This is a genomic window from Bacillus cereus group sp. BfR-BA-01380 (assembly GCF_022663535.1).
GTDB lineage: Bacteria > Bacillota > Bacilli > Bacillales > Bacillaceae_G > Bacillus_A > Bacillus_A cereus_BB.
On record NZ_JAKUFS010000026.1, the window covers coordinates 21,312 to 46,778 of the forward strand.

Consider the following 25,467-nt stretch of genomic DNA (forward strand, 5'->3'; position numbering starts at 1 on the left):
GAGTGCTATTGTATTCTTATACATATCTTTTTTTAACCCTTTTCTTTGTTTCTCTCGTATTGCTGAAAAAATTTTCTCATGTTTTATCTAACAAATTCATTTTTACTACTCACAACAATGGCAACCTTCTTATTCTTTTTTACACTATTTAAATCCATTTTAATTTTTCGCCATATAATTCGCTTCTATTCATAATACAGCATGCCCTGTACTCGCTTTTTCCCTTTATTTGAAACCTCGCATCTGGCACTTCTATGCGCGGCCAGATGCTCTCGTCCTCTCCTAAATAGAAAGGGGGTTTTGTGTCGTTTTTTCCTCTTGAATATATTATTTTAAATGAGCATTCTCAAAAACAAATATTACTATTTTGAATATAAAGAGATTATTACAAGAAAAAGAAATCAAAAAACAACCTTATCTCCGTTGCATAGCGAAATAAGGTTGTTTGTCTTTTATATCATGTTTACATAAAGTGAAACTTTAATCAGTGGGGGGGTTCTTCATCCCCCACTGATTATTAGTTGAACCAATCGGGCTTTTACGGACAGTTTATCTCCCACCTATCTTCCTCGCTTCTCTCTGAATCTTGAGGTGGGGGTTTTACTGCCCACGAATAGCGGGATAAAGTGTATAGCATCTTTATAAAGGTAAATCTCTTCTCTTAAACAGCATAATAGCCATTACAAAAAGAATACAAGATGCTGCAAGTAAACCAATGCTTGGCGGCCATATGTTATAAGTTCCATCCACTATTTCTTGTGGGCGATACAAGTTAAATATAGATAGATTTCTCATCCATTCCAGTTTTTCACTCAATTTCCCTAACATATCGAGTCCATAAAACAATACTGTTATGCCTGTAGAGATACTTAGCGCTTTCTTTTCATCATTAAATAAGCAAGAAAAGAAAAATGAATAGGCACAAATAACAAGAAACACAAGTCCACCAAGAAAATTGAGTTTTAAAAATAGCACTTTATCAAGGGATACTTTTTCAATTAGCCATTCTGCGCCAACTAAACCACCAAGATAAGTAGCTATGACGATTGTAAATAGTCCGATGATTAAGACTGATGCTTGTGTCAAAATTACCTTTGTACGCGAAACAGATGTAGATAATAAATAGGCCATTGACCCTCTATCAACTAGATGAGCAACAAGTTGTGTCGATGCTAAAATACTATATATCATCAACAATAAAACAAAGATTAAACCATAATATTCTCCGGCTAAAAAATCATTCAATTGTTCAATTCCTTTTTCAAATCCCACTGCTTTTAATACTCCTTGAGGCATCGCTTTCAATATTTCATCTAATCCCTTTACAGATGAGAATGATGGAAAGATCCAAATGAGTAACCATAAATAAAGAACTGAACCAATAGCATAGTTCAAAATCATTTTGGCATTTGCTTTTAAACTAGCAACAAATAACGCTTTACTCATAATCGATTTTCTCCTTCCGCATCATAATAATGCATAAAGATATTTTCTAAGTCCATTGTTCTCACTTGAAAACCAATTACATCATGCTGCGCCAATATTTGAAGAAGTTCATTATAATTTCCTTGTACAATGATAGAAGCTGTATTCCCTTGCACATTCTCAATTTGTAGTGCCGTTTTCTTTAACGATTGCAATTCTTCATGCGAAGATACTGTCACATCAATAACTTGCCTTTGTTTTGCTCTCAAATCATGAATATTTTCTACTGTGAGTAACTTTCCGTCTTTAATAATCCCTACACGATCACATGTCCGTTCAATTTCTGTAAAAATATGCGAAGACATAAAAATTGTTTTTCCTTTTTGTTTTTCTTCTAATATGAGATCAACAAATAACTGCTGCATGAGTGGATCTAAACCTGCAGTTGGTTCATCTAAAATGAGCACTTCAGGATTATGCATAAAGGCTGCTACAATTCCTACTTTTTGTTTCATTCCTTTAGACATTTTTCGAATAGGTGTTTTCACATCAAACTGAAAACGTTCAATTAATTCATCACGGCGACTGTTATTTTTCATCCCACGCATTCCTTGCATAAGTTGTAAAAATTCCAGTCCGTTCATTCCTTCTATAAAAGAAATCTCTCCTGGTAAATAACCAACACTTTTTTGAATTTTTGCTGCGTCATTCCAACAATCGAGTCCAAAAATCGTCGCTGATCCAGTAGTAGGTTGTATAAACCCCATTAGATTGCGAATTGTTGTTGATTTCCCTGCTCCATTGGGGCCTAAATAACCAAATACTTCCCCTTCTTTTACTTGAAATGAAACATCGAATAAACCTTTTCCGTTTGAAAATTTTTTCGTGACATTTTGAACAATTAACATGATCCCACCTCATTTTTGAAATATTATACATTTTATATTTCAAAATCATTATACTCCTCTGTTATAAGAGAAGCAATATTTTTTGAAATTTATCAAAGCCTATATTTCAAAAATGTTGTTTCCTTTCTTATCATCTTGTATATTTAAGTGGAGGTGATTCATATGAACGGTTTTGAAAAGGTGAAAAAAAAGAAAAAGCAGGCTATTAAAATGGCTGCATTAGAATTGTTTTCAAAACATGGATATAAAGATGTAAAAATTGAAGATATTGCAAAACAAGCGAAGGTTTCACAAGTTACAATATATAATCATTTTGGAAGTAAAGATGCTTTATTTCGTGAGCTCATTCAAGAGTTTACAATTCAAGAAGTTCATTATTATGAAGAACTGTTTAAGAGCGACTTAACTTTTCAAGAAAAAATACATCGTATAATCACTCGAAAATTACAAAGTGTGAGCACTTTTCATCCTGAAATGATCGAACAAGCCATGCAAACAGATGAAGAATTGCGTAATTTTCTGTTTACATATCAAAATGAAAAAGCACTTCCCCTTTTTCTTCGTTTTATTGAAGAGGCACAGCAAAAAGAAGAAATTAATCCAAACCTTTCAAAAGAGATGATTTTGTTATATATCAATGCGTTTTCTAAGATGAGTGATCAATTCGTCACGCATCTAGTCGGTGAAAATCGCGAACAACAAACAAAAGATATCCTCACAATGTTTTTCTATGGACTTTCTAATCCAAACTAAAAACCCGGCAGATGCCGGGTTTTTTTCATTATTTACTTACCTCTCCTTCTTGCTTCCCTGGATATTTCGCACCTTCATACTTATAAATGTAAACTTTGGCAAATTTGTTATCACCTTTATCATCAAAAGCTACTTTCGTAATAACGCCATCGTATTCTTTTATAGCCCGAACCGCATCGCGTACTTGTTCACGTGTTGGATACTTACCATCATTTTTCTTAATAGCATCTTTAATTCCTTGTAAAATAACGCCAGCTGAATCATATCCATATGCAGAGTATGCTTCCACATCTTTTTTGAACTTCTCTTTATATTCTGTTACAAATGTTTTCCCTTTCTCTGTAACTGTTGGTGCTGTCGCTACTGTTGTATAATACGTATCTTTTAATCCATCTTTTGCAACTTCTGCCATTGTTGGAGAATCGATACCGTCACCACCCATAATTGGTGCTGTAACTCCTTTTTCACGTGCTTGTTTTACTAAAACGGATCCCTCACCAAACGTGCCTATACATTGGATTATGATATAGTCACATCACTTCAACGCATACACAACAAGCGGAAGCTGTTGTTGGTAACCGGTTAGTCTTAAATTGAGTGAACACTAGTCTAGATATTGTAATATTTATAGTTTGACTTCTTTTAGCTATTCCAACCTTTCAATATCTTTTTGGATATGTTGAGAATTTACAGCTAAAACATGATTAGTTAAAAACGTAGCTACTGGCGAAAAGTTTAGAGTAGATAAACAAGAATTTAAGCAATACAAAAAAGTATTCAAATCGAAAGAAAAAGAAGTTCGAAGTATATCTGATTTATAATGATAATTTGTAAAAGGTAGAGTTTATATATAAAGCAAAAAGAGCCCTATAGTCTAGGTCTCTTTTTTATTCTACATTACTATTCTTGAACTGTATAATCATCTTTCGAGTAAACAGTAACAGCAAATATTTTGGCCTTATCATTAGTATAATGTCCATTAACAAAAATGCTACCCCCACCTAACTCTCCTGAAAATTCCATGTCTGTAACAACAACATCAACATTTTTTTCTTTTTTAAAATAATCAATAGTAGCATGTTCATCTTTGTCTTTTATTTTTTGTCGTTCTTCAGGTGACATAGATGTTATAGGACTTATAACCGGCCTTAATTTAATAACGGTACAAGCTGCAACACTGATAAGAATAATACTTAATATAATTATAATTTTTGTTAGCTTTTTCATTGTATTTCACCTTTCTTTAATTATACCTATATGATCAAATCAATAAAACTAAAGAAAGGGGGGAGAAGAACTGAGTACTACTATATCAGATTCAACATATTATAAATTATCTGAGTCAGTATATAAAGATAAGGTAAAAAGCTAACTAATTTCAGTTAGCCTTTTTACTTGATGATATTTACCGAAATTACAAATTATATTTAATTAATAGAATTTTCACTATTTACGACCTTCTATATTATGTAGTTTTTTGCTCACAGTTACTCCAGATACTTCGTAATTATTCTTATAATCTATTATTGCAGATACCTCTTCCCCATTTTCCTTAACATATCCAGATACAAAGATAGAACTAACTCCCCAGGATCCAGAAAACTCGACTTTAGTAACTTTAATATCCCAATTTTTTTCTCTTTTAAAATATTCAATAGCAACTTGTGAAGATTTTTCTTTCATATCCTTTTCTTCCTGTTTGGTGTAAGGATGTGCCGCTTTGTTATATTGAACAGCAACATACGCCCCAAAACCAAGAGCTACCAAAACAATAACAAATATTACCTTTTTCATTCATTTATCACCCCTAATCTATTATAATAGAAACAATATAATATTAGGAGGAATATTATGAAAACTAGCATTTCTGATAGAACCTATAACGAATTATCCAACGCATCCTACCCCGATTATAAAGAAGGCTCAATATACACGTCCAAAGGAGGAGAAGACTGGACAGTAATTGAACCCAAAGGAGCAAAATTGCATGATCCTACAACGGGTTTTGATGCAACCGTTTTTTACAATGAGAAAACTAAAGAAGTTGTTGTTTCCTACAGAGGTACAGAAGGATATAAATCAATAGATAGATCAGGACCAGATTTTAAAACTGATGTAAACTATATATTAATGGGTAAGAATCCGATACAAGATGGAGAGAAAATAAATCCGTATGATAAAAGTCAAGTAATAGCAGCTAACCAATTTACACAATCAGTATCACTTTTAGAAATAGTAAAACATGAATATCCCGATGCAAAAATTTCAACTACAGGGCATTCTTTAGGTGGTGCAAATGCCCAATTTGCTAGTGCAATGTGCGGCGTACCTGCTGTTACTTACAGTGCTCCCGGTATTTATGATATGCTTCCAAAGGACATACAGAAGAAAGTAGATACAGGGGAATATAAAGGGCAAATAATTAATTATATTAATCCGAAAGATTCAATTTCTGGTGGTGCTTTTAGAGAAGATAAAACACATATTGGTGATACCTATATGGTCAATTCTGATTTTAAAACAGCAAATAATGACTATGGGATGCATCAAATTGATAGGTTTTTAGATTCAATCGGAGCAAAAGATTTTCATGGACTAAAAAATTATCATTTTGATAAATTCGGTAATATAGACAATGGTAAGCTCATAGATGCTAGTACAGGAAAAGAGCTTTATCAATCTCCAAGATACTCACTTAACGGTGTTGGGGAAGTTCGTGTTATCATGGAATATCTAGAGAAGTCAGCAAACGAAATGAAACAGAGCGCAGAAGACTTCCGAAATCATATTCCACGTGTAATTGATGAAGTAAAACAATCTCTAAAATCAACAAAGAGTCAGCGTATGGAAAATAGAATAAATGAACTTTATCATCTTTTAGATCAAACCAGCAGGGTATATGCATTAAAGTCACAAGAAGTTGCCGAATTTATTAAGAAAAAGGCAGAGGAATATAGAAATGCGGACGAAAATTTCCAAGGATTTGGGTGGTTAAAAAAATGAGACAAATGTATTTTAATGAAGAACATATAGAAGTATCTTTTGAACGTTTAAACAAATTAATCACATATATAAATAAAAATCAAGAACGAATAAATGATATCTACAACCTCATACAGGCTGGATGGTCACAAAATGGTGCAGGAAAAAAAGCGACAGAAGATTTAGAGCAGTTACGCAAAGAATTAAACCATACTATTAATGAAATACACACAAAGAAAAAAGAATTGAAAAATGATTGGGAACTGATTAAAGCTGTAGATAGAAGTTATAAATAAAAACTAGCTAACTTAATTGAACTGAACCCAAAAAGTGAGACAGGAAAATTAAGCGACTTCTTGGGCATGGGTACTGATATCCATGCTTTTTATTCGGCATAAATAAACTGAATATTCTATCTTTTTTTGAAAAACAATTAATCTATTATTTTTATTCATCCAAATTATGCTAATATTTAATCAATAACCATGTGGATGAGGAGGATATTATGAAAGTATCAGTGAAGGGGAATGAACAGATTACAAAGTTGCTAAATGATTGGTATCAAGCAATGTTGCGACAACAAAATATACAAGCAACAAATTTAAAACGAGAAATCGAAGACAAACTTTCTGGTATAAAGGAAGATGAAAACCTATTATTATATTACTCACTGTTAGACTTTAGATATAAAGTATTAACAAATGGGCTGAATATCACAAAAGATAGTTTCAATAAAATTAATTCTTTTGATATACCTGATAATAGCTTTCTAACCTATTATTATCACTTCTTTCAAGCAATTCACAACACCATTCTTGCAAACTACAATGAAGCTAAAGAACAGTTTGAACAAGCAGAAAAATTATTAATGTACATACCTGACCAATTTGAAAAAGCTGAATTTCATTATCGTTTTGCTTCATTTTACTATCAAACTTATCAACCCCTACCATCTATTTCACACGCTAATAAAGCAAAAGACTTTTTCAGCAAAACTAACGGCTATGACATTAACATTGCCCTATGCGAAAACGTTCTAGGCTTAACGTGTATACAAATAAGACAGTTTGAACAAGCAGAAGAATACTTAAATAAGGCTATTGATATTGTCAAAAAGATAGATAACACGGAGTTACTGTTGCGCATTAGAAACAATTTAGGTTGGTTATACGCTAGTCAAGGGCTTTCTACATTGGCTATTCGTCATCTATCAGAAGTTACAGAACACTTACCAGACCATTACAAAGCTATCTTCTTACAAGCTAGAGAACATTATAAGTTAGGCGAACACAACGCAGCTAACTTATTAATTGAAAAAGGTATCGCAGCTTGTACCAAAGTAGAAAATAAAGAATACATGCACCGCTTCAATATTTTAAAGAAAATGAATAATAATTGTAATTCATTAACATTAGAAAATGTGGTAATGGCAGGATTATCATACTTTGAGGTAGAAAGTTTAACACGCTGTGTACAAGAATATACAGAGATATTAGCAACTGTATTTTATGCAGAAGAAAACCATATAAAAGCAAGTAAATATTTTTATATGAGTAATGAAGCAAGAAAAAAATATGAAGAAAAAGGAGCGTTAGTGTAATGAAAAAGATTGGAACAGTACTTTTAGTATCTATTATATCAGTTGGCTTTGTAGCTATGGCTGAAGGGGATACACCGGCACCACAAAAACCTAACTTAGCTTACAACATAGGTGATACAGGCGGTATTATAAGTAATAAATCTGTAAAAGATCCTGGTACTGGTTCACCTGCTTATAGTCATGGTAATACAGGTGGCTCTCCTGCTGATAATAAAGGTGACACACCTACACCACAAAGACCTGATTTAGCTTATACACATGGAGAAACTTGGTCTCCGGCTTATAATATAGGAGACGGTGGTATTATCAGTAATGAAGCTGTAAAAGATCCTGGTGGTGGTATGGTTAGTAATGACGCTGAGGGAGATCTTCTTACGATGCGCATGGAGATACTGACGTTATAAGTAATGAAAGTCATGCTGATTTCCCTACACCACAAGTTTAATAGATTTAAAGAACAAGCCGCTCATCTAAAAATGAGCGGCTTTCTTTATTATCTGAGTCAACTTACGTAAGACTCATCAAAATACATCTAGCTTGGGGTACGCCTAAGATATACGGTAATTAAATGTTGAATTCATAATAAAAAGGAGACATATTTATGATAAAACATATCAGACTAATTGCTTCTATAATCGTGCTCTTAGGTATTACTTTATATAATAAAATATCAACTAATATACTTGTTCAAAATTGTATTTTGACTATACTGTTATTTGTGTGTATATTAGTTAGCTTAGAATATATTTTTAATAAGCATAGATATACTCATTTAGATAAAAAATTGCATGCTTTCTTATCAATCATTCCCTTAATTGTAGCATTTTTTATAATATGTCTTATTATTTTATTTAAGTAAATGATAAGCCGCCCTGAAAAGGAGCGGCTTTCTTTATTATTTAATCCAATGTACGTATTCCTCATCAAAATACATTCAACCTTCAACGTCCTCACCTGTTACATAAATCCAGTCAGCGTATCTATAATGTACTTCATAAAGGAGATAAATTCTTTATTCATATTACAATGAATAAAGAATTTGAAGATGAGGAGATAGTTGTATATCAATATTACCCATCAGAATCACCAGAAAAAGTTATGAAAATGTATTTTCACAAAAAAAGAGGAAATGTTTTATGATTTAGAACCTGTTCCACAAGAATCAATCGGAACAAGAAAACATTATTTTAATTGTGCGATTTCTAGGATAGTAATATGCCTTAGAAATGGTGGAGAATTCTTGGAAGAAATGACATACGGAGTATAGCAAAACAAACGAGTGTATAAAAAAGCCGACTCATTAAGAGCCGACTTTTTTCCATCTCGTCCTCTACTTATACAGGGCTAGAAACTAAAGTACCATTATTGTCAATGGTTACTTTTCTTTTTACACCTTTCGTATCATAAGCGAAGAAACCAACAAATCCTGCAGATGAGGCTACTAAAACACAACCTGTTTTCCCTTCCACATCATTATTAAATACTTGTACATTAGAACATGTAGGAGTAACTTCAATCCCATATTTATTTTTATTTTCGGTAGTTGACATCCTCACTCTATTATCACGGATGTACCCTTCTTTAGAAGCATTACCAACTAAAATAGCACTACGTTGATTGTCAGCTTCAAGCGAAGTATTGCGAATGTTATTCTTATCAATAAAGAATCTTGTAATAGATTGGAGAAAGATTCCTACACGACCTGAGTTAATCATAATATTATTAGAAATATCAACATCCTCTAAAAAATCAGTGTTATCTGAAGAAGTTACTGCTGTATTATAGATGAATTCATTTTGCGAATCTTCAAAAGAATTATATTTAATTTCTAACTTTCTACATTGTTTGAAAAAAATATGTCTAAATGATTTCTTGAATGTATTGCCTCTAATTTTACATCTGTCAACATACGAAAGTACGATAGTAGCAAAATCTTCGGGTGAATTTCTCTCTTTAAATTCATTATCAATAATTTTAACGCTATCAAAGAAAGCTGCTTTCTTATCATTTTTCCATCCAACAATATAGATATCTTCTTGTCTTGTTCCTGAGAATGTATTTTCTTTTACAACAAAGTTATAACCTGATTCTGGCATTCCTGTGTCATTACCTTTGCGATCTTTTTGACCCTCACCAGGACTTCCATCAGGATTCGAATGTGTTATAGCTCTCTCGCAATTTAAGAATGTATTTCCTTGTATAGTCATATCGCCAAATTTCAAAGCACGAACACCTGCATAAGTTGCATTCTCAAATGTATTATTGATAACTTTAATATTTCTATTGAAAAGGAACATTACAGAAGAATGATTTCCTATTCCCGTGGCTATCGGATTCATCCCTTTCGTATCACTACTACCAAAATAACAGTCACGAATAGTTATATTATCACAAGGTTCTCCATCCCATGCCCCAAAATCAGAAAATCCTAATTTGGTATGGTTAGAGATTTGAATAGATTCTGCATACCCTCTTGATTTATCCGTGGTTGCATCTTTGTATCCCAAAAACTTACATCTCTCAATTACAACGTTACAACAAGCGTTAATATCCATCATATGAGCATTAATAACATCTTTGAAAGTAATATCTCTAAACGTTAGATTTTCCCCTCGAGCCCATCCTGTCATGTTAAATCCTTGGGGAAATTCAAGGACATTACCATCAAACGTTCCACCTTCAATACTTATGTTGCCATTACCATTATAGCCTTCAAACAAATCGCCTGAATTTCCATTTTTCATAATACCTCCTGGATGCCCTCTTAATAAAATCGCATTTTCCCCCAGACGTATTTTCGTATTTTTGTAAACAGTTAAATATTTTGTTATACGATAAATACCTGAAGGAATAAAAATATCAACTCCTCCTTCATTTAATGCAATATCTAATGCTTTTTGTATAGCTTCGGTTGTTAATGTACCTTGTGTTCCGTCTGCTTTTGCACCATACATTCTTACATCAACATAAGGAAAAGTTGAGTCCTCAGTTTTCACATTAGTTTCCATTTCAATATTCTCGTTACCTAAGGATTTATTTGAATTATTATCTATTTGATGAATCATGTTATCTCTCCTTTTTATAGAAACAGTTAAAGTTATATACTATTATATTGTTATATATTTATCTTAATAGCCGTAATATAAAATATTTTACCTCACTATGTGATTTTAAAAACAAAAATACAGAAAAAATAAAAAATCCGACTCATAAGAGCCAGCTCTCTTTATTATCTAAGCCAACTTACATAAGACTCATCGAAATACATCCAACCTTCAATACCTTTTTCAATGAAGATGTAAATCCAATCACCATAACGGAATAATACCTCATACGCGCCCGGCTCTTTTATTTGTGCTAAAACAGAATCACTAGTTGACCAGCCTTTGCGTAAATTTACATTAGAAGCGTTTACCCAAACTGCACCTTTGTTCTTACCATCCTTGTTAATTGATACAACATCATCTCTCATCCAATTGTCAGTAGCTACCTTATACCAAAAATGAGCGCCATCATATGACCAAGCATGATAAGTATGACCTTCTCCTTTTGTAGCTGTACGCATAACTGGAGAATCTACATTAGGCTCTTTACGAATATTCGCTACATCAGCAGTTGTTGTAAGGTATCCTAAGACTTCTTTTTGTGGAGGAACGAGTTGAGATTCACTTCCTATAAACCATTCTAGTGACTTATCGCCATTTAAACGGTTCACATCACAATTTCCGATTCCTTCAACATAACCACCGGTTGCGTTATCTGCATATTGCCAAAGATCACAAGGATATGCAGGTTTTTTACCATAACGCGGAATCCAAAGGAAATCAGCTTGTACATTTTGTAATCCGTATGATCCATACATATGATGAGATACATAGAAACCTACTTTCCATCCTGCCGCTTTGCAAGTATCAATGAATGCCTGTGATGCTTTTGCTAGATTAGTACCTCCACAGCTTGATAGAGTATCATCTTCAACATCTAATACTAAAAACTTAGCGTTAGGACTAACACGAGCCATAAAGTCTTTTGCTTCCACAATTGCATCTTCCACAGATACAAAGCAGCCATATGCATATGCAGCGTGAGGAATGCCACGCGTCTCTAAATTCGATACATGCTGTTTATATAGATTGTCTACTTTATTTGAACCATATTGCACACGACAGATTGCTAAATCAAGATTTGGGGCAGCTACGTCCCAATTAATATTATCGTTGTATTTTGAAATATCTACAATGTATCCCATTATTTATTCTCTCCTTTGTTTTTGCTATTTAAAATCTCAACAGCATTTGTTAGTGCTGCTGGTAACTTAATACCCATACGACCTGCATTTTCTAAAATTGATAAAAGTTCATTCCCCATAAAAAAGAAGATTGTGGCTTCACGAATAGCGCTATTACTTCCAATTACTAAATCTATTTGTACAGCACATGAAACCAATAAAAAAAGCACTACCTTTTTGGCAATGCCTCGAAATCCGATTTTGCTTTTTAACTCTCCGTTATACCCTGCCGCAATCATCCCCGTTACATAATCAATTGCCGCCATTGTAACTAAAATTTTCAGCGACACATCCCACCCCCCTAAAAAATAACCACAAAAGCCACCGAAGGCAGCTATAAATGATTTAGTTAATACATCGATACGATCCATTTGTTTGACTCTCCTTTCAAAATAAATAAAGAAACACAATAAGTATCCCTTTATTTAAATTTTCTTTCTTCAATTATGCCTTCGGGTTATCACCCAAATAATACATATAAAACTTGGAACCAGCTCCTATTGTAATGTTCTCATTTAATGGTTTTACAAAGGGAGTAACGATGTCGCTCTTCGTAAAAGTGTAAAGAAATGATACCGTAACAAATGGCGTAGCATATGAATTTGATGCCATTTGATCACAGAAATCTCTATTGGTTACTGTTCCTGCCTTGTTATGTGCAATCCCAAATCTTAAGCTTGAATTTGCAACAGTAAGAGGTGACGTGACTTTTGCAGTAATAGAAACTATATATATACCATTTCGAGGTACTATATAACTTCCAGAGTTTACAGAATTAGATGGAAAGCAACTCACAGTACTATCAAGTAACGCTAATGTATTGACAACATTTTGTGTTAATAATTGTGTTCCTGATGAACAGTGTAAAAATAGACAATATAAGGTGGCGAAGGTACTGGATTGTTAGGTGTTGCTGTGAAATACGAATAAGCCACAGGATAACCTGTAGCATCAAGTATCTTTTTTAATTCAGCTAGTGTCATCGACTTATGGCCCTTTCAATTTTATTAATAAATGTATTTACCGCATCTTCTTCAATGGGCCTAATATGAGGTATTCCAGATACACGACCTCCGCCAACTTTTGCATGACCATTTTCAAGCAAATGAGTAAGTTGATAATGTGTAGCATTGTGAATGAAAACATCTTTACCAACCTTTTTAACTCGCCAACCTTTTCTGTATTTACCAGTCAATTTCGGGTTGTTAAGACTTCTTAATTTGCTAACAGCATCTTTTGCAACTTCAACCTGTTCTTTTTCAACTTTCTCCTCAATTTCTCTTGTATATATTCCTAGTTCTTTAGCAATCTCGTTTGCCAAATTCTCCACACTAACCACAATATTTCACCCCATCTTTTCCATAGCTATGATGGTTAATGTCTTATTCTCTTCATTATCGTTTATCGGTGGTTCAATAATATTGAAGATACGCCCCTTTAAATTAATCCGCATCTCTTCTGTAATTCCAGAAGTGTATGGGATAACGAACCGATAAATTCGTGTTGCCTGTGAAGCTGAAGCAGCCATATATTCTGATCCTTTTAGTGTTTTTATCATGGCCCAAGCTTTTTTAATTTCTTTCCAAGATGTTTCAGTTACCTGGCCAAGATCATCTTTTATTGTTACAGGCTGCTGTTCAATAATGATCCTATTTCTGAAATCTCCTGTATTTAATGGTGGTTTATACTGAAAAGGACGCATATCATTCACCATCCACTTTCATTTCTTCTAACGCTTTTTCGATACTAAGACTATTAATCTGACTTAAAAAATTCTTGTCGAAATACTCAAGTGCATCATTATAAACATAACGAGAGCGTTCAAAAACTAATTCCTTAAACACCTCGTCATTATTAAGATCATAATTTCCACAGACTCGTATTAAATCTTTATTAGATGCAGAAAGGATCCGTTTTAGGTTATCGTCTTCCTCATCCCCTAAACGCATCCTCTCTTTGAATTGCTGTAATATCTCACCTGAAATTACTGTATTCATTCACATCACCCTTGAGTTGGTGGAGTTGAGGTTTCTTCAATCTTTAATGTATAAACTTGAGATGTATATTTATCCTTTGGTTTACCTGTAGCATATTGCTTAGCAATATAAAGCGTTGCATCCTCTAAAGCGAGTGTTTCTTCAAACTTTTTAATCGGTTCGGTTCCACCCATTGCTGCAACATATTGCCCTTTAACAAAGAATAATACTTTACTTTGAGGTACAAACACTGATTCTGCAGGAATTGGATTGAAAGGTAAGCTTGTTACATACACTCCAGCCGCATTTTGAGTTGTTGCATTTGCTTGAATATCAAAAGTATCAAACGGATTTGTTACCATAACCACTTTTCCAGCAATATTTTTTGGTCTATCTGCATCTGTACCATCAGCATTTAACTTCTTAGCTAGTAGCTTAACAACGCCTTTCAGTTCATTGATTGTTTTACGACCTGGTTCGAAAGTTAAAGTTCCTGCTGATTTTTTATCTGGATATACTCCACCAACAACACTTCCACTTGGATCTTTTAACAAACCGATAGGCTCATCTTTACCTGTACCAGCTACAAACCCACGCTCTAAACCTACTGCCATTGCTTCTGAAATCATCGTACGAACATATCGTTCAACCCATACTGGACCAAGTTTAAGCATGTCATTTGCTAATGGAATAAATGCTGTTAATTTAAGTTGAGTAATAGATGCTTTACGGAATGTAGCATTTAGTTGCCCTTTAATATCACCAAATAATGGTCCCCATACAGCTGCACCTTCTGGATCTCCATAGATATACTCTGTCACAGCCCCTAAATTTTCTAATCCGATATGTTCTAACAACGGATGATTTTCTACTAAGTCATCAAAGATTCTTTCTTGTGTTGTTTTAGGTAATGTTTCAGTATCCTTAAATCCGCCATCTTGTACAACTGCATTAAAGAATTTCATTTCCTCACTCGTTAATACATTGGCACCGCGGGATTGCATAATTGAACGATCTACAATAGATTCGTTTACTTGATTTAAGATATCTGATCTAACATCTTGAGCAAGTGCTTCAATCATTGAATTCAATGCCGCTGATTGTTCTTCTGGTGTTCCTTCCTGTGTCGCTTTCGCAAAAGCTAGTTTCTTTTCTTCAAAGTTATTAAATTTAATCACCATATTTTATTTTCCTCCTAAATTTAAAAAGAGCGTACTCAAATTCTGTTTATTAACAGGCTCTTGAATAGGCTCTTTGGTATTTGTTTTTGTATTAGTTTGTAATTCATTCAGGATTTCGTTTTTTAACCCTGATAATGCAGTGTTTAAATCTTCTTTTGTAATCCCTTCAGCTTTCCCTTTGTTGATTGTTCCGTTTCTAAAACCATCGATAACTTTCTGTGGAATCATAGAACAAACGGTACTGGAAGCCGTCATTTTAATTGGATTATCCATAAACATGATTTCATCCACAAAATTATGCTCTAACGCCTGCTGTGGGCCCATCCAAGTTTCTTCGGCCATCATATTAAGCAGTTCTTCTTCGGATTTTCCACTTTTAATGATATAAGCGTTTACTATCGCTCTGTCTGTAGTCCTCAGCATCTCAGCAGCCTTTTCCATTCCTCTATGATCGCCACCATTCCACACAGAAGCATTGTGAATCATAATTTGTGCGGTTGGAGAAATTCGAACTTTATCACCAGCCATTGCGATAACAGAAGCTGCACTTGCAGCTAGACCAACAATTTGAACTTCTACATGACCAGGATAATTTTTTAATGCTGTATAAATCTCTGATCCTTCGTGTACATAACCACCAGGACTATTAATTGATACAATTAAATCTTCACCATTGGCATTAGTAAGTTCTTTTGCAACCATCCCTGGGCTTGTTGCATCCATTTCAAGCCAGTCATAAATCCAAGCTTCATCACTAGAAATGATTGGCCCTTTAATATCAAGCTTTACCGTCATTTCCTTTCTCACCTCCTTCACCTGTACTCATTTCAGCATAGTTTTTCGTAATATAATGTTTATCTAAGTTCGGATCATTTGAAGATTCATATCCTACCTCTAATCTAAGTTCATTTCCAGTAAATGCACTGGAAGAAATAAGCTTGTCAATACTTGTAGCAAGGTCAAATATACTTTGATAAGAAATGCTTTTAATTTCAATTTTTTGTCCTGAAAGATATTCTTGCATTTCAAAAAATTTCACATTAGCTTCATCTGATATTTTTTTCAGTAAGGGATTTACAGTAAACAGCATATAGTTTTTTGTTTGCTTTTCTACATCAGCCATTTCTCCATATAACAAGGCTGTCGGAATACCAATGGCCATTGCTACTTGATTTAAAAAACCATTTGTTACTTTGTTTATTTCTTCCACACTCGGACCATTAGCAGAACCATTATATACTTCTTTGTACTCAATCCCTTTTTGCTGTGGAACAATGGCAATATCTTTATCACCAATCGCCTTATACATGTTATCTATAAACTCTTGTAACTTTGTTACCTGTTCTTGCGTTTTAGCACCGATCATATCCATGTCAACTGTGCCACGAATTTGATTTTTACGTTTTTGAGAGCTTAATATTCTACCGAATAAATCTCCATAATCAGCAAAAAGCCCATCAATAAGTGGTGATAACTTATCATTGCGATATTGTAAATGAATTACTTCACTTTGTTTAAAACTTCGTTTAAAAAGATAGTCTTTTACTGCCACATTCGTAAAAGTATCTTCAAAAACAGCATATTCATTATGTTCAAAGTCATCTGCAATGAGTAGATCACCGTCATCAGCTTGTATTACTAAACATTCGTTATCATAAATGAGCTTACGAACGAACTTTTCCCAGAAGGTACTCGCTGTCATGTTTTTATTTGGTCTAACATTTAAGCGATAATACAGTTCATTCTTTACAAATTCTTTTTTGTTCTTCACTCTGAATTCCGATTGACTAATTGTTCTGCCTAAAAAAGATATACAGGTATCAATCGCCAATCGTTTCATGTGGGCTCTATTTGCCGCATCAATAAACATATCTATGTCAAACATAAATGCTATTTCTTTATTTCTGTTTAACACCCCATCCAGCCATCCGATTGTTATCACCCCTTCACTAGAATTTAATATCACCTATTATGAAATCCAGTGATTCTTGTATCTCATCAGCTCTATAAAGAGCATGTACAAAACATTGGAATCCATCGGTTTTTCTACGTACTGGCTCTTTCTTTTCATATACTTTATTTCCATCACCTTTAATAACAACTAATACATTTTGTGTATACCAACGCATAAGCGGGTTATCATCGAAAATGATTTGATGGTTTGCAAATGCCATTTCAATTCGCGGTGCTAGTAAACTATGAATTGCTTTAGGGTTTCTTATAACTTCTATTTCAAAGCCTTCCGCTACCAATAAAGGCCTTATTGCTTCCATACGGAAGTTATCAGCTATGATTTTTTTAATTCCATATTTCTCACGCATTTCTACAAACCAATTTACAATATGAGTTGGATCAATGGTTGGCTCGTCCACAACTGTTAACAAGCCTTGTTCTTCCCACTCTTTAATTGGAGCGAATTTTTGTTTCTTGAACTCGCCTGCTTTTTTAGAATAACCATAATATATATCAACAAATTCTTTACGAACAAAGGAATGAGTTTTAAAAATGTAGCCACCATCTTTCCGAAATAAAAGACCACATGCTGCAAAATCTCGAATACTTGCGAAATCTAATGCTCCTATACATTCTTGCCCGTATAGATCAGGAAACGGGCGATTTGTAGCAATAATTTCTTCCCATTTTGCAACAGAACGCTCCAAGTTTGTAACTGGTAAATTCATACGCTTTGTCATGAACTCTTCTCGGTTACTTGGATCATCTTCTAAATCTTCATATTCTTCCTTTATTGTTTCTAGTAACCCTTCAGCATACTCACTTAATGGCTTTGATAACATAGGATTCGCAAGCTCCCAATTATCTAGATCATCAACTTCCTTTTCATCATTCAACTTACAAATGAAAGGAAATATAGCGTTGGGACGTGCTTCACCATTTAAAACTTTCATCGCTTTTTCTTTTAATTTATCTAAAAAGCCATCTCGTACATATCCATCTGTACCGATATAAAATTCACGAGGGTTTTTCTTTTTCCCTAAACCACTGATATGAACACGAACATCCTTGTTACTTTCATATTGATGTATTTCATCAAACATAACCGCACCATCACGAAGACCATCTTTTGTATCTCCGTTTGATGTTCTAAACTTCACTATACTTCCAGTAGATTTTGATGTAGTTTGTGTTTCAGTCGCTTTAAAAGCTTTTTTCAAAGTTTCATGTCTACGAACAGTTTTCTTTACTTCATCAGGGCTTGTTTTCGCTTGCTCTTCACTGTTTGCAACAACTGAAATGTTATACTCCGGAATTCCATGTAATTCACTAATTAAAAAGTGAATAATCACAGACATTAGACCGTTTTTACCGCCACCGCGTCCTAGCATCCACAGGAATTTACGATAAAATACACGTCCGTTTTTCTTATAAAATAAAAAGACAAATGCTATTAAGAATTTTTGAAATGACTGTAATGGAAAGTACCACTTTTCACCGAAGCGAATACAATTTTCAATCATTTCATCATCAAAATACAAATCGTCTCTACTTAGAACATATTTTTCTAGGTATTCAATTAACAGTTCTCTTTCTTTGTTGAACTTTATATTTCCAGTTCGATAAAGTTCAATGTACTCATCAACATACTTTTTCCTAATCATGTTAAATCACTTGTACTATAACCAGCATTAGGAGTATCAGATTTATGAACATATTTTATATCTCTTCCTAACGCAATTAAAGAACTGTTAATTTTGTTCCTTTCACTTATAAGAGGGTGGGCCTTAACAAAAACTTGAGATCCGTTTTTGATTGTGACGGACTCACCTTCTTTATTGATAGTTCTGTTTATTTTTCTAAATGCTTTAACCAGATCAATGTATCGTTCTACTTTTTCAACCTCAACTAAATCTGTAATATCAATACTATTCATTAGCTGTTCCGTCAATTTTGTAATACTAACAGCCATCTACCTACCCCCTTACGCGCGTAAATTCGAAAAAAACCTGACAGTTAACCCCCTCCTCCGGTGCCCCTATAACGAAAAAAAACTGGAATTTTTTAAGGGGGGGTATTAAAATAAATTATTTTTACCACTTTTCATCATGTTCCCATTTGTTCTGTTTCTTTTTGAATGTTCTACCGTGTTCTTTGTTGTGACAATCAACGCAAACTGTTTCAAGATTATCTATATCAAGAGCAAGATCTGGATGATGCTCGAGTTCTTTTATATGATGGACAACTAACTGTATCTTCTTACGCCTTGCACTCTCGCTGTACTCATTGGTGTCTGTTTGAACGCGACCGTTACGTTTACATTCCTGACACTCATAATTGTCTCGCTTCTTTACTTGTTCTCTTAACTGTTTCCATTCACCACTATCATAGAACTTACGCTTCTGTTGTTTGGTTTTGTATTCATTCACTATCCTTTACCTCAATCACACCTGTATCAATCCGCTTCTCACGATGTTGAATGTCAATACACTTCTCACAATAGAAAGTAGCAGAGATATCCATACCAAAATGTTTAGTATTAGAATAAAAGGAAGTACTCTCACTATCTAACACTTGATACTTATGCTCACACATTATCCTCACCCCTTATCAATCTAATTCTTTTACTTCCTTTGCTTGAATGAACTGAACCATAATAATTAAACAAACTAGCATTCCAACACTATAACCAATGAAGAAGCTTAACCATGTCATCTATATCACCTACTTAGACATAATAAAAAGCACTCCATAAGGAATGCTTCTCGTTTATAAATTACTAAATATCATTTAATATATATTTTTCTATCAATTCCGCTTTCTGTTCTACTTTTTCTGTCCATGGAACTAATAAAAATCCTACTATATTAGTTCCATACGTTAAATCTACAAATTTTTCAATTCTCTTTCGATGGTTTGTTTCATTTTCCGGAAACCTTTGTGCTACGAAAGTAATATTAAAAGTTGATACCTGAACAAACTCATCATAACTCACATTGATGATTCCTAATTCTTTATTCTCGAATACCTTTTCTGTTTCTTCTTTATTTAACATACGAATAAAATAATCTAATTTAACTCTCTCATTTATCGGATCTTCCATGTGAGGCGGACGAACTTCAAGTTCATAGTGTCCGTATAACTGGTCGGCTTCTCTTGTTAAGCAAGCAAAATCAATAGCAACTTCTGCATCTTCATTTACACGAGAATTAGAAGCGATTCTAGACGCTTGGCTCTTTCCATTTCCAAAAATTAAACAACCTTGATCATGGATCTTGAAAATATCTCCATAAAAAATATTATTTGGTCTTATCGTAGCTGTAAGTTCTCCCATCAATACCACCCCTTTCCAAAATAATCTATTCGACAAAAAAGTGAAAAATCCTATAAATAAAAAGCACCCAAATGGATGCTTTATGCGTTTATGATATCTTTGATTTCTTGAGCCTTCAACTTATCTGGGTCTTCAGTTAAATGCCAAACCTCTAGCATTCTTCTATACCTGTTTAGCATAAGTCTATGGCTATTATAAGTTTCATATTCATTTTCAGCTCTTAAATCTGTAAACAAGTTTAAATTGTGCATATAGTATTTTGCATAGTCTGCATACTGTGCTTCTAAAACGTCATTTAAGTCGTATCCTGAAAACTTCAATTCCTCTTTATCTATCCCAGCTTTTTCTTCAAGGTTATCATAAGACCAGTTAAGCGCTCTATGCATTTTAAGAATCTCAATAACTTCTTGGCATTCTTCCACAGACAACTCTTCGCTCATTCCTCTAAAAATATCTGGATAGTGTTTAGTAAAACCATTTTCTAACGCTATTCGTAAGTCTCCATAATACTTTGCATCTTCAGGGTATAATTTCTCAAGAATTAAGTATTGGTTAATAAGTGTTAGTCTCTCTTTTTTTGAAAGTTCCATTTTCCTTCTCCCCTTTCTCTCTATCACTATTCGACAGAAAAGAGGAAAATCCTACATAATAAAAAAACGAATGGATGTCTGTATTTATTATGTTTTACTTCACTTTCAAATACGGTATGTGATATTTTATAATCCACGTACAATATAAAAAGAGCAACCATGCATCAGTTGCCCTTTCATCAAAACTCTACTATTACTATAAATACGATAAATGAAGTTTTTACTCCCGATCAAATAAAGTAAAAAACCGCTACCTCGATTGGATAACGGTCTTTCAAAAATAGACAAGTCATGTGTGCTTCATATTTCATTAATTTTGGTTAAGGAGTTTTCACGCCTCTTTCAACTGATGATATACAGCACTGCTACCATCAGTTCAAAGAAGAGCAAAAGCTCTTCAATACTTCAATGTTCATTCAATCTGCAACATCGAAGCTGTCGGAAACCAAATTCAAAACCACAATACAAAAGGGCCGTTTAAATTATAAAAGTAATCTTGTGAGCAATGTTTTCCGCCACTACTCACAATACAAATATATCACGTTGATTCCAAAACAACCTGCACATTTCCTGCCAAAAAGCGGTCACGACTCTGCCATTTATTTTTTTATCGACTGCTTTATTGATTGTTCAATAAAAGTAGGTACCCCATAGTTCAATTCTTTTTCATCCCAGTCTTCTCCTAAACCTTTTTTCAATTTGTTATATTCTCTCACAACTACTTTTACCAATTCATCTACTGATATAAAGTGATTATGAGTAGGGAAGTGTCTTTCTCTTTCAACCCTTTCAACAAATTTATGTATTTCCTCTAAAAGTTCCACACTGGCATAACGAGAATTATTTAGCACAAATTGTACGAACTGATCTTTTTCTTTAACCTGCTTTAATTCTCTCTCTTTAATCAATATCATATCCGCATCCTGATCTCTCCACGCCTCCGGCACTTCTATTAATTTAGTTACAAGTTTTGTGTATAAAGGTGCATATAAATTTTTAAGTTTTTCTTCTCTCTTTCTTCTTTTTTCTTTCCGCGGTTCAATAATAAAATGTAAAACCAAAAATGTAATTATTGATGTAATGACAGTGCTTGTAATCGTAAGCTCAGTTGACATTTTACATACTCCTTATTTTTTATATTTAAATGGAATTATATACTAAATATTACCATGTTTATCCACTTACTCATATCTTATATTTTGTGTAACTGTCCCGAACGCTGAACCCATTGCTATTATTAACTTTATAACACTTTCTTTTTTGAGTTACACAACACAATAAAAATGGTTAACTATAAGTAAAAAAGAAAAAGACCGACTTCTATCGGTCTTTTCAAATATTCTTATATTGTTGGTTTCTTCTAAGACCTAGATTTTCTAGGACCTACAATTAATTTGATTGCTGTTCTTTCTTGATTATCGATTGAAATCTCTTGAAACGCTGGAATAAGAACCAAATCAATACCACTAGGAGCTACGAATCCTCTTGCAATAGCAATGGCTTTAATTGCTTGATTTAAAGCGCCAGCTCCAATCACTTGAATTTCTGCATTACCGCTTTCTCTTAATACGCCTGCAATTGCGCCTGCAACTGAATTGGGATTTGATTTTGATGATACTTTTAATATATTTTCCATGTAATTTGCTCCCTCTGTTATTTAATCTTCTTTTTGGTTACTGACTGGAATGTACCTTTAACTAATATTCATATCCAAAGCAAACAATACTATTGAATGTATTTATTCGATACTTTTTATGTTGTACCTGCCCATCTACATAAATAAAAAGCGAATTACTAAATCTTAAACTTAGTCATCGCTCTATCCATTGCGTCTTGGTTTACTCCTATATATCTAAGCGTTACCCGTTCTGATGAGTGATTGAATATCTCCATTAACAATGCTATATTCTTTGTCTGCATGTACATATGGTATCCGAATGTCTTACGTAATGTATGTGTACCAATCTCATCTAAACCAAACTCTGCTGCCGCTGCTCGAAGTATCTTATATGCCATGCTCCTACCTATTGGCCTATTACTACCTTGTCGGCTTTTAATTAGGTATTCTTGGTCTTCTCTCTCATCAATGAACCATTTCAACTCTCTTCTCAATGCTGCAGTAATTTGAATACGCTTCTGCTTACCTGTTTTCATTTCACGCATTGAAATGTGGCTCCCTTTTAAGTCACCAACCTTTAGCTTCAAGATATCACTAATACGTAAGCCTGTATTGATTCCCATTACAAACAGAATATAATTACGTTCGCTCTTTTCTTTAAGATATTCTTTTATTTGCTGTATCTGCTCTGGATCACGTATAGGTTGAACAAAATTCATTGTTCTTCACCTCCAGCTTTCTCTTTTTGCTCATAAACTTCTAATCTAAGAGCAAAGGCAAGAATATAAAAAGTCCTAGATTTCCAACGACGATAGGTGCGTTCAGCCATTCCAATTTCGCTATAAACCATATAATCACACACATCTTCTTCATCTAAATAACGCTTATTAATAATATCTCTTTGAATTTTACCTGCTCGACTATTCCCTAAACGAATCAGGAACTGTTCGATACGAAATGACATATTTTCAAGCCATTCCTCGCGTTGTTGTTGCTGTAAATTTTCTACTGCAACATCTTCTAATGGATTACCAACTGTATGTGTAGGTCCATGTTCTCGAACTTCATAAGAAGGAGTGACTTTCATTTCTTTACGAATCATTCCAAACTGTCTATATATACGTACACTTTCAAGAACGCCTTCCAAACGTTCCTGTGTTGCTGCTCTATCGATTTTTGGTAAGAAAGATAATTGTTTAGTCATGTAAGACCACTCCTTTTTTATTTTTAATTACTTCTGTCTTAACGCTCCGCGGCGACGTTCATATCTAGGACCACGAATTCCCATCAAATCTTCAATATCACGTTTAGTTAACTGCTCCTTACGTTTTTTCTTATTTTTCTTTTTCATCTGCTGCGATTGTTTTTTCCACTCACATAATTGGTCTTTCAGCGCCTTCATTCTTCACATCTCCCTTTTATAAAATAAAAAGGACACCAATCACTATGCAGCAAATAAGTTACTACTCTAGTAATTTGGTGTCCTCTGGTTTTCCAGCCGGACTATATTCAAAGGATTATTTTGTTTAAAAATCTTACTAACAAAAAATGTTTATTTTCCCCTTGTTTTATATTAGAATTAAAACCTAAATATGGTAATTAAAAGGAGCGAGAAATTAATGAAACAAACTATAAACCTATGGTCCTTTATTTTTTCATTCATTTGCATCAGTTTATTCCTCTTATATCTTGGAGCAGGATCCCCATATGTTACGAATTCTGTATATTTCCACCCTTTATTTTTTTTACTGATCTTAACCATAGGAACCTTTTTTGCTGGCATGATTGGCTTCTCTAAGATAAATAATTGGATATCGATGCTTAGAAGCGTAGTAACAGTCCTACTAACATTTTCATTGTCTGTATTTTTAACACTTATTTTGATTGTAGGATATGCATTAAGTTAAAACGTAATTTGAGTACAAACTGAATGAATCCTAATATTCCGTCAATACTGTAGATAGGCCAACCAGCCAAAACTCATTTGAATTTCTTTCTCTGTCCCCTTTTTGGAGATACCTTGGAGCCGAGCAGTTAGTTTTTGCTAGCTGCTCTTTTATTGGAAACATTTACTTGGTGCTATTAATTTAATATCACGTTATTGTAATAAATGTTCAAATAATGTGAACTGTTATACCCATTCCCCTTTTCTTAATAAAATTCAAATTGTATTATCATTTCAAGATTCCAGACTTCACAAAAATATTTCTCCATACCTTTGCAACTTGATGGTTTTCTACTGATTTCGCACGACGTAAAATAGCTTTCCTGATCTTCCGTTTCTTTAATTTAGCCATCTTCATCTCTCCTCAGTAACCACTAGCTTGCCTTTTGAAATTTTCTTCGTTCTTTTGTTTGTACATTCGAACTACATCATCAAATGTATAACCTTGATTTCTAATGATTTTGAACCAAACATCTAATACAGCAAGTAGGTCCTTTTTAATTCCCCTCACATCATGACAAACTATTTTGTTAAGCATATGACTTGCGTATTTATCCATAAAGAAGAACATCTTGTTTAGATTTGCAAATCCGCTTGGTGTTATGAAAAACTCTTTCATATCTTTTTCTAATTTGTAATCAATAGCGATAGATAGCACGAAATGAAGTGAATCTATCATTTCTTCTAAAAAACTATCTTTAATTACTTTGTACTGTGTAGACCAACGCTTAAACCCTCTTGTATCGTTCCATGCTTCATGAATTTCTACTTTTAAGGCAAACACTTTATCTTGAAGTACTTCTATACGATCACCATAGTTTTGCGGATGTTTAGATTTAATATCTTGATCCAATATCTTTTGCATTCTGAACAGTTCAGATAACTTAATTCCTTTTTTGCTCATTACATTTCAA

Annotated in this window: 32 protein-coding genes and 3 pseudogenes; 8 read left to right on the forward strand and 27 right to left on the reverse strand. The window is 33.6% G+C overall.

What is annotated here, in order from left to right:
• Positions 1-639: 639 nt before the first annotated feature.
• Both MR076_RS20185 and MR076_RS20190 read right to left on the reverse strand, forming a co-directional pair.
• Positions 640-1,446 (reverse strand): ABC transporter permease subunit, encoded by an 807-nt coding sequence (locus MR076_RS20185; protein ID WP_242223601.1) that lies wholly within the window; start codon positions 1,444-1,446, stop codon positions 640-642.
• Positions 1,439-2,333, reverse strand: a pseudogene (locus tag MR076_RS20190) (ABC transporter ATP-binding protein). The gene MR076_RS20185 and the pseudogene MR076_RS20190 overlap by 8 nt, the downstream one beginning before the upstream one ends.
• 162 nt (positions 2,334-2,495) lie before the next feature.
• Between MR076_RS20190 and MR076_RS20195 the strand changes: the two are divergent.
• Positions 2,496-3,086, forward strand: a complete 591-nt coding sequence (locus MR076_RS20195; RefSeq protein WP_242223607.1) for a TetR/AcrR family transcriptional regulator — start codon at positions 2,496-2,498, stop codon at positions 3,084-3,086.
• 28 nt (positions 3,087-3,114) lie between these two features.
• On the opposite strand, the gene MR076_RS20200 is transcribed toward MR076_RS20195, so the two are convergent.
• Positions 3,115-3,612, reverse strand: a complete 498-nt coding sequence (locus MR076_RS20200) for an ABC transporter substrate-binding protein (RefSeq protein ID WP_313897356.1) — start codon at positions 3,610-3,612, stop codon at positions 3,115-3,117.
• Between MR076_RS20200 and MR076_RS20205 the strand changes: the two are divergent.
• A pseudogene (locus MR076_RS20205) lies at positions 3,601-3,907 on the forward strand (hypothetical protein). The gene MR076_RS20200 and the pseudogene MR076_RS20205 sit on opposite strands and share 12 nt — an antisense overlap.
• A gap of 79 nt (positions 3,908-3,986) precedes the next feature.
• Here MR076_RS20205 and MR076_RS20210 read toward each other — a convergent pair.
• Together MR076_RS20210 and MR076_RS20215 are read right to left on the reverse strand one after the other, a co-directional pair.
• Positions 3,987-4,313, reverse strand: coding sequence for a hypothetical protein (locus MR076_RS20210; RefSeq protein ID WP_242223609.1), 327 nt, complete (start codon positions 4,311-4,313; stop codon positions 3,987-3,989).
• A 219-nt stretch (positions 4,314-4,532) separates the two neighbouring features.
• Positions 4,533-4,880, reverse strand: coding sequence for a hypothetical protein (locus tag MR076_RS20215; RefSeq protein WP_242223610.1), 348 nt, complete (start codon positions 4,878-4,880; stop codon positions 4,533-4,535).
• A gap of 57 nt (positions 4,881-4,937) precedes the next feature.
• Between MR076_RS20215 and MR076_RS20220 the strand changes: the two genes are divergently transcribed.
• The 5 genes and pseudogenes from MR076_RS20220 to MR076_RS20240 all read left to right on the forward strand — a co-directional run bounded on the left by MR076_RS20220 (position 4,938) and on the right by MR076_RS20240 (position 8,935).
• On the forward strand, positions 4,938-6,089 hold the full coding sequence (locus MR076_RS20220) for a Tle-like phospholipase domain-containing protein (protein WP_242223613.1): 1,152 nt from the start codon (positions 4,938-4,940) through the stop codon (positions 6,087-6,089).
• Positions 6,086-6,364 carry a hypothetical protein gene (locus tag MR076_RS20225; RefSeq protein ID WP_242223615.1) on the forward strand — a complete coding sequence of 93 codons (279 nt, stop codon included), beginning with the start codon at positions 6,086-6,088 and terminating at the stop codon, positions 6,362-6,364. The genes MR076_RS20220 and MR076_RS20225 overlap by 4 nt, the downstream gene beginning before the upstream one ends.
• Positions 6,365-6,573: 209 nt before the next feature.
• Positions 6,574-7,668, forward strand: coding sequence for a Rap family tetratricopeptide repeat protein (locus tag MR076_RS20230; RefSeq protein WP_242223617.1), 1,095 nt, complete (start codon positions 6,574-6,576; stop codon positions 7,666-7,668).
• The gene (locus tag MR076_RS20235; protein ID WP_242223619.1) at positions 7,668-8,072 is read left to right on the forward strand and encodes a hypothetical protein; all 405 of its coding nucleotides are present in this window, start codon (positions 7,668-7,670) and stop codon (positions 8,070-8,072) included. Before MR076_RS20230 ends, MR076_RS20235 begins: the two co-directional genes overlap by 1 nt.
• Before the next feature lie 622 nt (positions 8,073-8,694).
• A pseudogene (locus MR076_RS20240) lies at positions 8,695-8,935 on the forward strand (hypothetical protein).
• Positions 8,936-9,002: 67 nt separating this feature from the next.
• On the opposite strand, the gene MR076_RS20245 reads toward MR076_RS20240, so the two are convergent.
• From MR076_RS20245 to MR076_RS20340, 20 genes are all read right to left on the reverse strand, one after another.
• On the reverse strand, positions 9,003-10,733 hold the full coding sequence (locus MR076_RS20245) for a right-handed parallel beta-helix repeat-containing protein (protein WP_242223621.1): 1,731 nt from the start codon (positions 10,731-10,733) through the stop codon (positions 9,003-9,005).
• Between the two features lie 164 nt (positions 10,734-10,897).
• Entirely contained in the window at positions 10,898-11,917 is a 1,020-nt protein-coding gene (locus MR076_RS26865; protein ID WP_277928558.1) for a GH25 family lysozyme, read from the reverse strand.
• Complete coding sequence (locus tag MR076_RS20255; RefSeq protein WP_242223623.1) at positions 11,917-12,327, reverse strand: phage holin family protein; 411 nt, start codon at positions 12,325-12,327, stop codon at positions 11,917-11,919. The genes MR076_RS26865 and MR076_RS20255 overlap by 1 nt, the downstream gene beginning before the upstream one ends.
• Positions 12,328-12,935: 608 nt before the next feature.
• On the reverse strand, positions 12,936-13,298 hold the full coding sequence (locus MR076_RS20260) for an HK97 gp10 family phage protein (RefSeq protein ID WP_396021725.1): 363 nt from the start codon (positions 13,296-13,298) through the stop codon (positions 12,936-12,938).
• 3 nt (positions 13,299-13,301) lie between these two features.
• Positions 13,302-13,658, reverse strand: coding sequence for a phage head closure protein (locus MR076_RS20265; protein WP_242223768.1), 357 nt, complete (start codon positions 13,656-13,658; stop codon positions 13,302-13,304).
• A gap of 1 nt (position 13,659) precedes the next feature.
• The gene (locus tag MR076_RS20270; RefSeq protein WP_242223626.1) at positions 13,660-13,953 is read right to left on the reverse strand and encodes a hypothetical protein; all 294 of its coding nucleotides are present in this window, start codon (positions 13,951-13,953) and stop codon (positions 13,660-13,662) included.
• 5 nt (positions 13,954-13,958) lie between these two features.
• On the reverse strand, positions 13,959-15,113 hold the full coding sequence (locus MR076_RS20275; RefSeq protein ID WP_242223628.1) for a phage major capsid protein: 1,155 nt from the start codon (positions 15,111-15,113) through the stop codon (positions 13,959-13,961).
• 3 nt (positions 15,114-15,116) lie between these two features.
• Positions 15,117-15,908 (reverse strand): head maturation protease, ClpP-related, encoded by a 792-nt coding sequence (locus tag MR076_RS20280; protein ID WP_242223630.1) that lies wholly within the window; start codon positions 15,906-15,908, stop codon positions 15,117-15,119.
• Positions 15,892-17,055, reverse strand: coding sequence for a phage portal protein (locus MR076_RS20285; protein ID WP_472927088.1), 1,164 nt, complete (start codon positions 17,053-17,055; stop codon positions 15,892-15,894). Before MR076_RS20285 ends, MR076_RS20280 begins: the two co-directional genes overlap by 17 nt.
• A 7-nt stretch (positions 17,056-17,062) precedes the next feature.
• The gene (locus MR076_RS20290) at positions 17,063-18,730 is read right to left on the reverse strand and encodes a terminase TerL endonuclease subunit (protein WP_242223632.1); all 1,668 of its coding nucleotides are present in this window, start codon (positions 18,728-18,730) and stop codon (positions 17,063-17,065) included.
• Complete coding sequence (locus MR076_RS20295; RefSeq protein ID WP_242223636.1) at positions 18,727-19,038, reverse strand: P27 family phage terminase small subunit; 312 nt, start codon at positions 19,036-19,038, stop codon at positions 18,727-18,729. Before MR076_RS20295 ends, MR076_RS20290 begins: the two co-directional genes overlap by 4 nt.
• 121 nt (positions 19,039-19,159) lie before the next feature.
• Positions 19,160-19,495, reverse strand: coding sequence for an HNH endonuclease (locus MR076_RS20300; protein ID WP_242223639.1), 336 nt, complete (start codon positions 19,493-19,495; stop codon positions 19,160-19,162).
• On the reverse strand, positions 19,488-19,661 hold the full coding sequence (locus tag MR076_RS20305) for a hypothetical protein (protein WP_242223651.1): 174 nt from the start codon (positions 19,659-19,661) through the stop codon (positions 19,488-19,490). The genes MR076_RS20300 and MR076_RS20305 overlap by 8 nt, the downstream gene beginning before the upstream one ends.
• A gap of 184 nt (positions 19,662-19,845) precedes the next feature.
• Positions 19,846-20,400, reverse strand: coding sequence for a hypothetical protein (locus MR076_RS20310; protein WP_242223653.1), 555 nt, complete (start codon positions 20,398-20,400; stop codon positions 19,846-19,848).
• Between the two features lie 80 nt (positions 20,401-20,480).
• A complete protein-coding gene (locus tag MR076_RS20315) occupies positions 20,481-20,990 on the reverse strand; it encodes a YfbU family protein (RefSeq protein ID WP_242223655.1) in 510 nt (169 codons plus the stop codon).
• A 599-nt stretch (positions 20,991-21,589) separates the two neighbouring features.
• Entirely contained in the window at positions 21,590-22,105 is a 516-nt protein-coding gene (locus MR076_RS20320) for a hypothetical protein (protein WP_242223658.1), read from the reverse strand.
• A gap of 245 nt (positions 22,106-22,350) precedes the next feature.
• Positions 22,351-22,626, reverse strand: coding sequence for a stage V sporulation protein S (locus tag MR076_RS20325; protein WP_035434673.1), 276 nt, complete (start codon positions 22,624-22,626; stop codon positions 22,351-22,353).
• 158 nt (positions 22,627-22,784) lie between these two features.
• A complete protein-coding gene (locus MR076_RS20330) occupies positions 22,785-23,327 on the reverse strand; it encodes a site-specific integrase (RefSeq protein WP_242223661.1) in 543 nt (180 codons plus the stop codon).
• Complete coding sequence (locus tag MR076_RS20335; protein WP_242223663.1) at positions 23,324-23,812, reverse strand: ArpU family phage packaging/lysis transcriptional regulator; 489 nt, start codon at positions 23,810-23,812, stop codon at positions 23,324-23,326. The genes MR076_RS20330 and MR076_RS20335 overlap by 4 nt, the downstream gene beginning before the upstream one ends.
• 27 nt (positions 23,813-23,839) lie before the next feature.
• The gene (locus tag MR076_RS20340; RefSeq protein ID WP_242223666.1) at positions 23,840-24,010 is read right to left on the reverse strand and encodes a hypothetical protein; all 171 of its coding nucleotides are present in this window, start codon (positions 24,008-24,010) and stop codon (positions 23,840-23,842) included.
• Between the two features lie 217 nt (positions 24,011-24,227).
• On the opposite strand from MR076_RS20340, the gene MR076_RS20345 reads away from it, so the two are divergent.
• On the forward strand, positions 24,228-24,515 hold the full coding sequence (locus tag MR076_RS20345) for a hypothetical protein (protein ID WP_242223669.1): 288 nt from the start codon (positions 24,228-24,230) through the stop codon (positions 24,513-24,515).
• A 267-nt stretch (positions 24,516-24,782) separates the two neighbouring features.
• Here MR076_RS20345 and MR076_RS20350 read toward each other — a convergent pair whose 3' ends face one another.
• Positions 24,783-24,905, reverse strand: coding sequence for a DUF3983 domain-containing protein (locus tag MR076_RS20350; RefSeq protein WP_242223672.1), 123 nt, complete (start codon positions 24,903-24,905; stop codon positions 24,783-24,785).
• 12 nt (positions 24,906-24,917) lie between these two features.
• A complete protein-coding gene (locus MR076_RS20355; protein WP_242223675.1) occupies positions 24,918-25,457 on the reverse strand; it encodes a dUTP diphosphatase in 540 nt (179 codons plus the stop codon).
• Between the last annotated feature and the right edge of the window lie 10 nt (positions 25,458-25,467).

What these genes read in the sequence shown, in the direction of transcription:
- MR076_RS20185 (WP_242223601.1), bottom strand. Translation starts at nt 1,446, where the DNA reads ATGAGTAAAGCGTTATTTGTTGCTAGTTTAAAAGCAAATGCCAAAATG.
- MR076_RS20195 (WP_242223607.1), top strand. Translation starts at nt 2,496, where the DNA reads ATGAACGGTTTTGAAAAGGTGAAAAAAAAGAAAAAGCAGGCTATTAAA.
- MR076_RS20210 (WP_242223609.1), bottom strand. Translation starts at nt 4,313, where the DNA reads ATGAAAAAGCTAACAAAAATTATAATTATATTAAGTATTATTCTTATC.
- MR076_RS20215 (WP_242223610.1), bottom strand. Translation starts at nt 4,880, where the DNA reads ATGAAAAAGGTAATATTTGTTATTGTTTTGGTAGCTCTTGGTTTTGGG.
- MR076_RS20220 (WP_242223613.1), top strand. Translation starts at nt 4,938, where the DNA reads ATGAAAACTAGCATTTCTGATAGAACCTATAACGAATTATCCAACGCA.
- MR076_RS20225 (WP_242223615.1), top strand. Translation starts at nt 6,086, where the DNA reads ATGAGACAAATGTATTTTAATGAAGAACATATAGAAGTATCTTTTGAA.
- MR076_RS20230 (WP_242223617.1), top strand. Translation starts at nt 6,574, where the DNA reads ATGAAAGTATCAGTGAAGGGGAATGAACAGATTACAAAGTTGCTAAAT.
- MR076_RS20235 (WP_242223619.1), top strand. Translation starts at nt 7,668, where the DNA reads ATGAAAAAGATTGGAACAGTACTTTTAGTATCTATTATATCAGTTGGC.
- MR076_RS20245 (WP_242223621.1), bottom strand. Translation starts at nt 10,733, where the DNA reads ATGATTCATCAAATAGATAATAATTCAAATAAATCCTTAGGTAACGAG.
- MR076_RS26865 (WP_277928558.1), bottom strand. Translation starts at nt 11,917, where the DNA reads ATGGGATACATTGTAGATATTTCAAAATACAACGATAATATTAATTGG.
- MR076_RS20255 (WP_242223623.1), bottom strand. Translation starts at nt 12,327, where the DNA reads ATGGATCGTATCGATGTATTAACTAAATCATTTATAGCTGCCTTCGGT.
- MR076_RS20265 (WP_242223768.1), bottom strand. Translation starts at nt 13,658, where the DNA reads ATGCGTCCTTTTCAGTATAAACCACCATTAAATACAGGAGATTTCAGA.
- MR076_RS20270 (WP_242223626.1), bottom strand. Translation starts at nt 13,953, where the DNA reads ATGAATACAGTAATTTCAGGTGAGATATTACAGCAATTCAAAGAGAGG.
- MR076_RS20275 (WP_242223628.1), bottom strand. Translation starts at nt 15,113, where the DNA reads ATGGTGATTAAATTTAATAACTTTGAAGAAAAGAAACTAGCTTTTGCG.
- MR076_RS20280 (WP_242223630.1), bottom strand. Translation starts at nt 15,908, where the DNA reads ATGACGGTAAAGCTTGATATTAAAGGGCCAATCATTTCTAGTGATGAA.
- MR076_RS20290 (WP_242223632.1), bottom strand. Translation starts at nt 18,730, where the DNA reads ATGATTAGGAAAAAGTATGTTGATGAGTACATTGAACTTTATCGAACT.
- MR076_RS20295 (WP_242223636.1), bottom strand. Translation starts at nt 19,038, where the DNA reads ATGGCTGTTAGTATTACAAAATTGACGGAACAGCTAATGAATAGTATT.
- MR076_RS20305 (WP_242223651.1), bottom strand. Translation starts at nt 19,661, where the DNA reads ATGTGTGAGCATAAGTATCAAGTGTTAGATAGTGAGAGTACTTCCTTT.
- MR076_RS20310 (WP_242223653.1), bottom strand. Translation starts at nt 20,400, where the DNA reads ATGGGAGAACTTACAGCTACGATAAGACCAAATAATATTTTTTATGGA.
- MR076_RS20315 (WP_242223655.1), bottom strand. Translation starts at nt 20,990, where the DNA reads ATGGAACTTTCAAAAAAAGAGAGACTAACACTTATTAACCAATACTTA.
- MR076_RS20320 (WP_242223658.1), bottom strand. Translation starts at nt 22,105, where the DNA reads ATGTCAACTGAGCTTACGATTACAAGCACTGTCATTACATCAATAATT.
- MR076_RS20325 (WP_035434673.1), bottom strand. Translation starts at nt 22,626, where the DNA reads ATGGAAAATATATTAAAAGTATCATCAAAATCAAATCCCAATTCAGTT.
- MR076_RS20330 (WP_242223661.1), bottom strand. Translation starts at nt 23,327, where the DNA reads ATGAATTTTGTTCAACCTATACGTGATCCAGAGCAGATACAGCAAATA.
- MR076_RS20335 (WP_242223663.1), bottom strand. Translation starts at nt 23,812, where the DNA reads ATGACTAAACAATTATCTTTCTTACCAAAAATCGATAGAGCAGCAACA.
- MR076_RS20340 (WP_242223666.1), bottom strand. Translation starts at nt 24,010, where the DNA reads ATGAAGGCGCTGAAAGACCAATTATGTGAGTGGAAAAAACAATCGCAG.
- MR076_RS20345 (WP_242223669.1), top strand. Translation starts at nt 24,228, where the DNA reads ATGAAACAAACTATAAACCTATGGTCCTTTATTTTTTCATTCATTTGC.
- MR076_RS20350 (WP_242223672.1), bottom strand. Translation starts at nt 24,905, where the DNA reads ATGGCTAAATTAAAGAAACGGAAGATCAGGAAAGCTATTTTACGTCGT.
- MR076_RS20355 (WP_242223675.1), bottom strand. Translation starts at nt 25,457, where the DNA reads ATGAGCAAAAAAGGAATTAAGTTATCTGAACTGTTCAGAATGCAAAAG.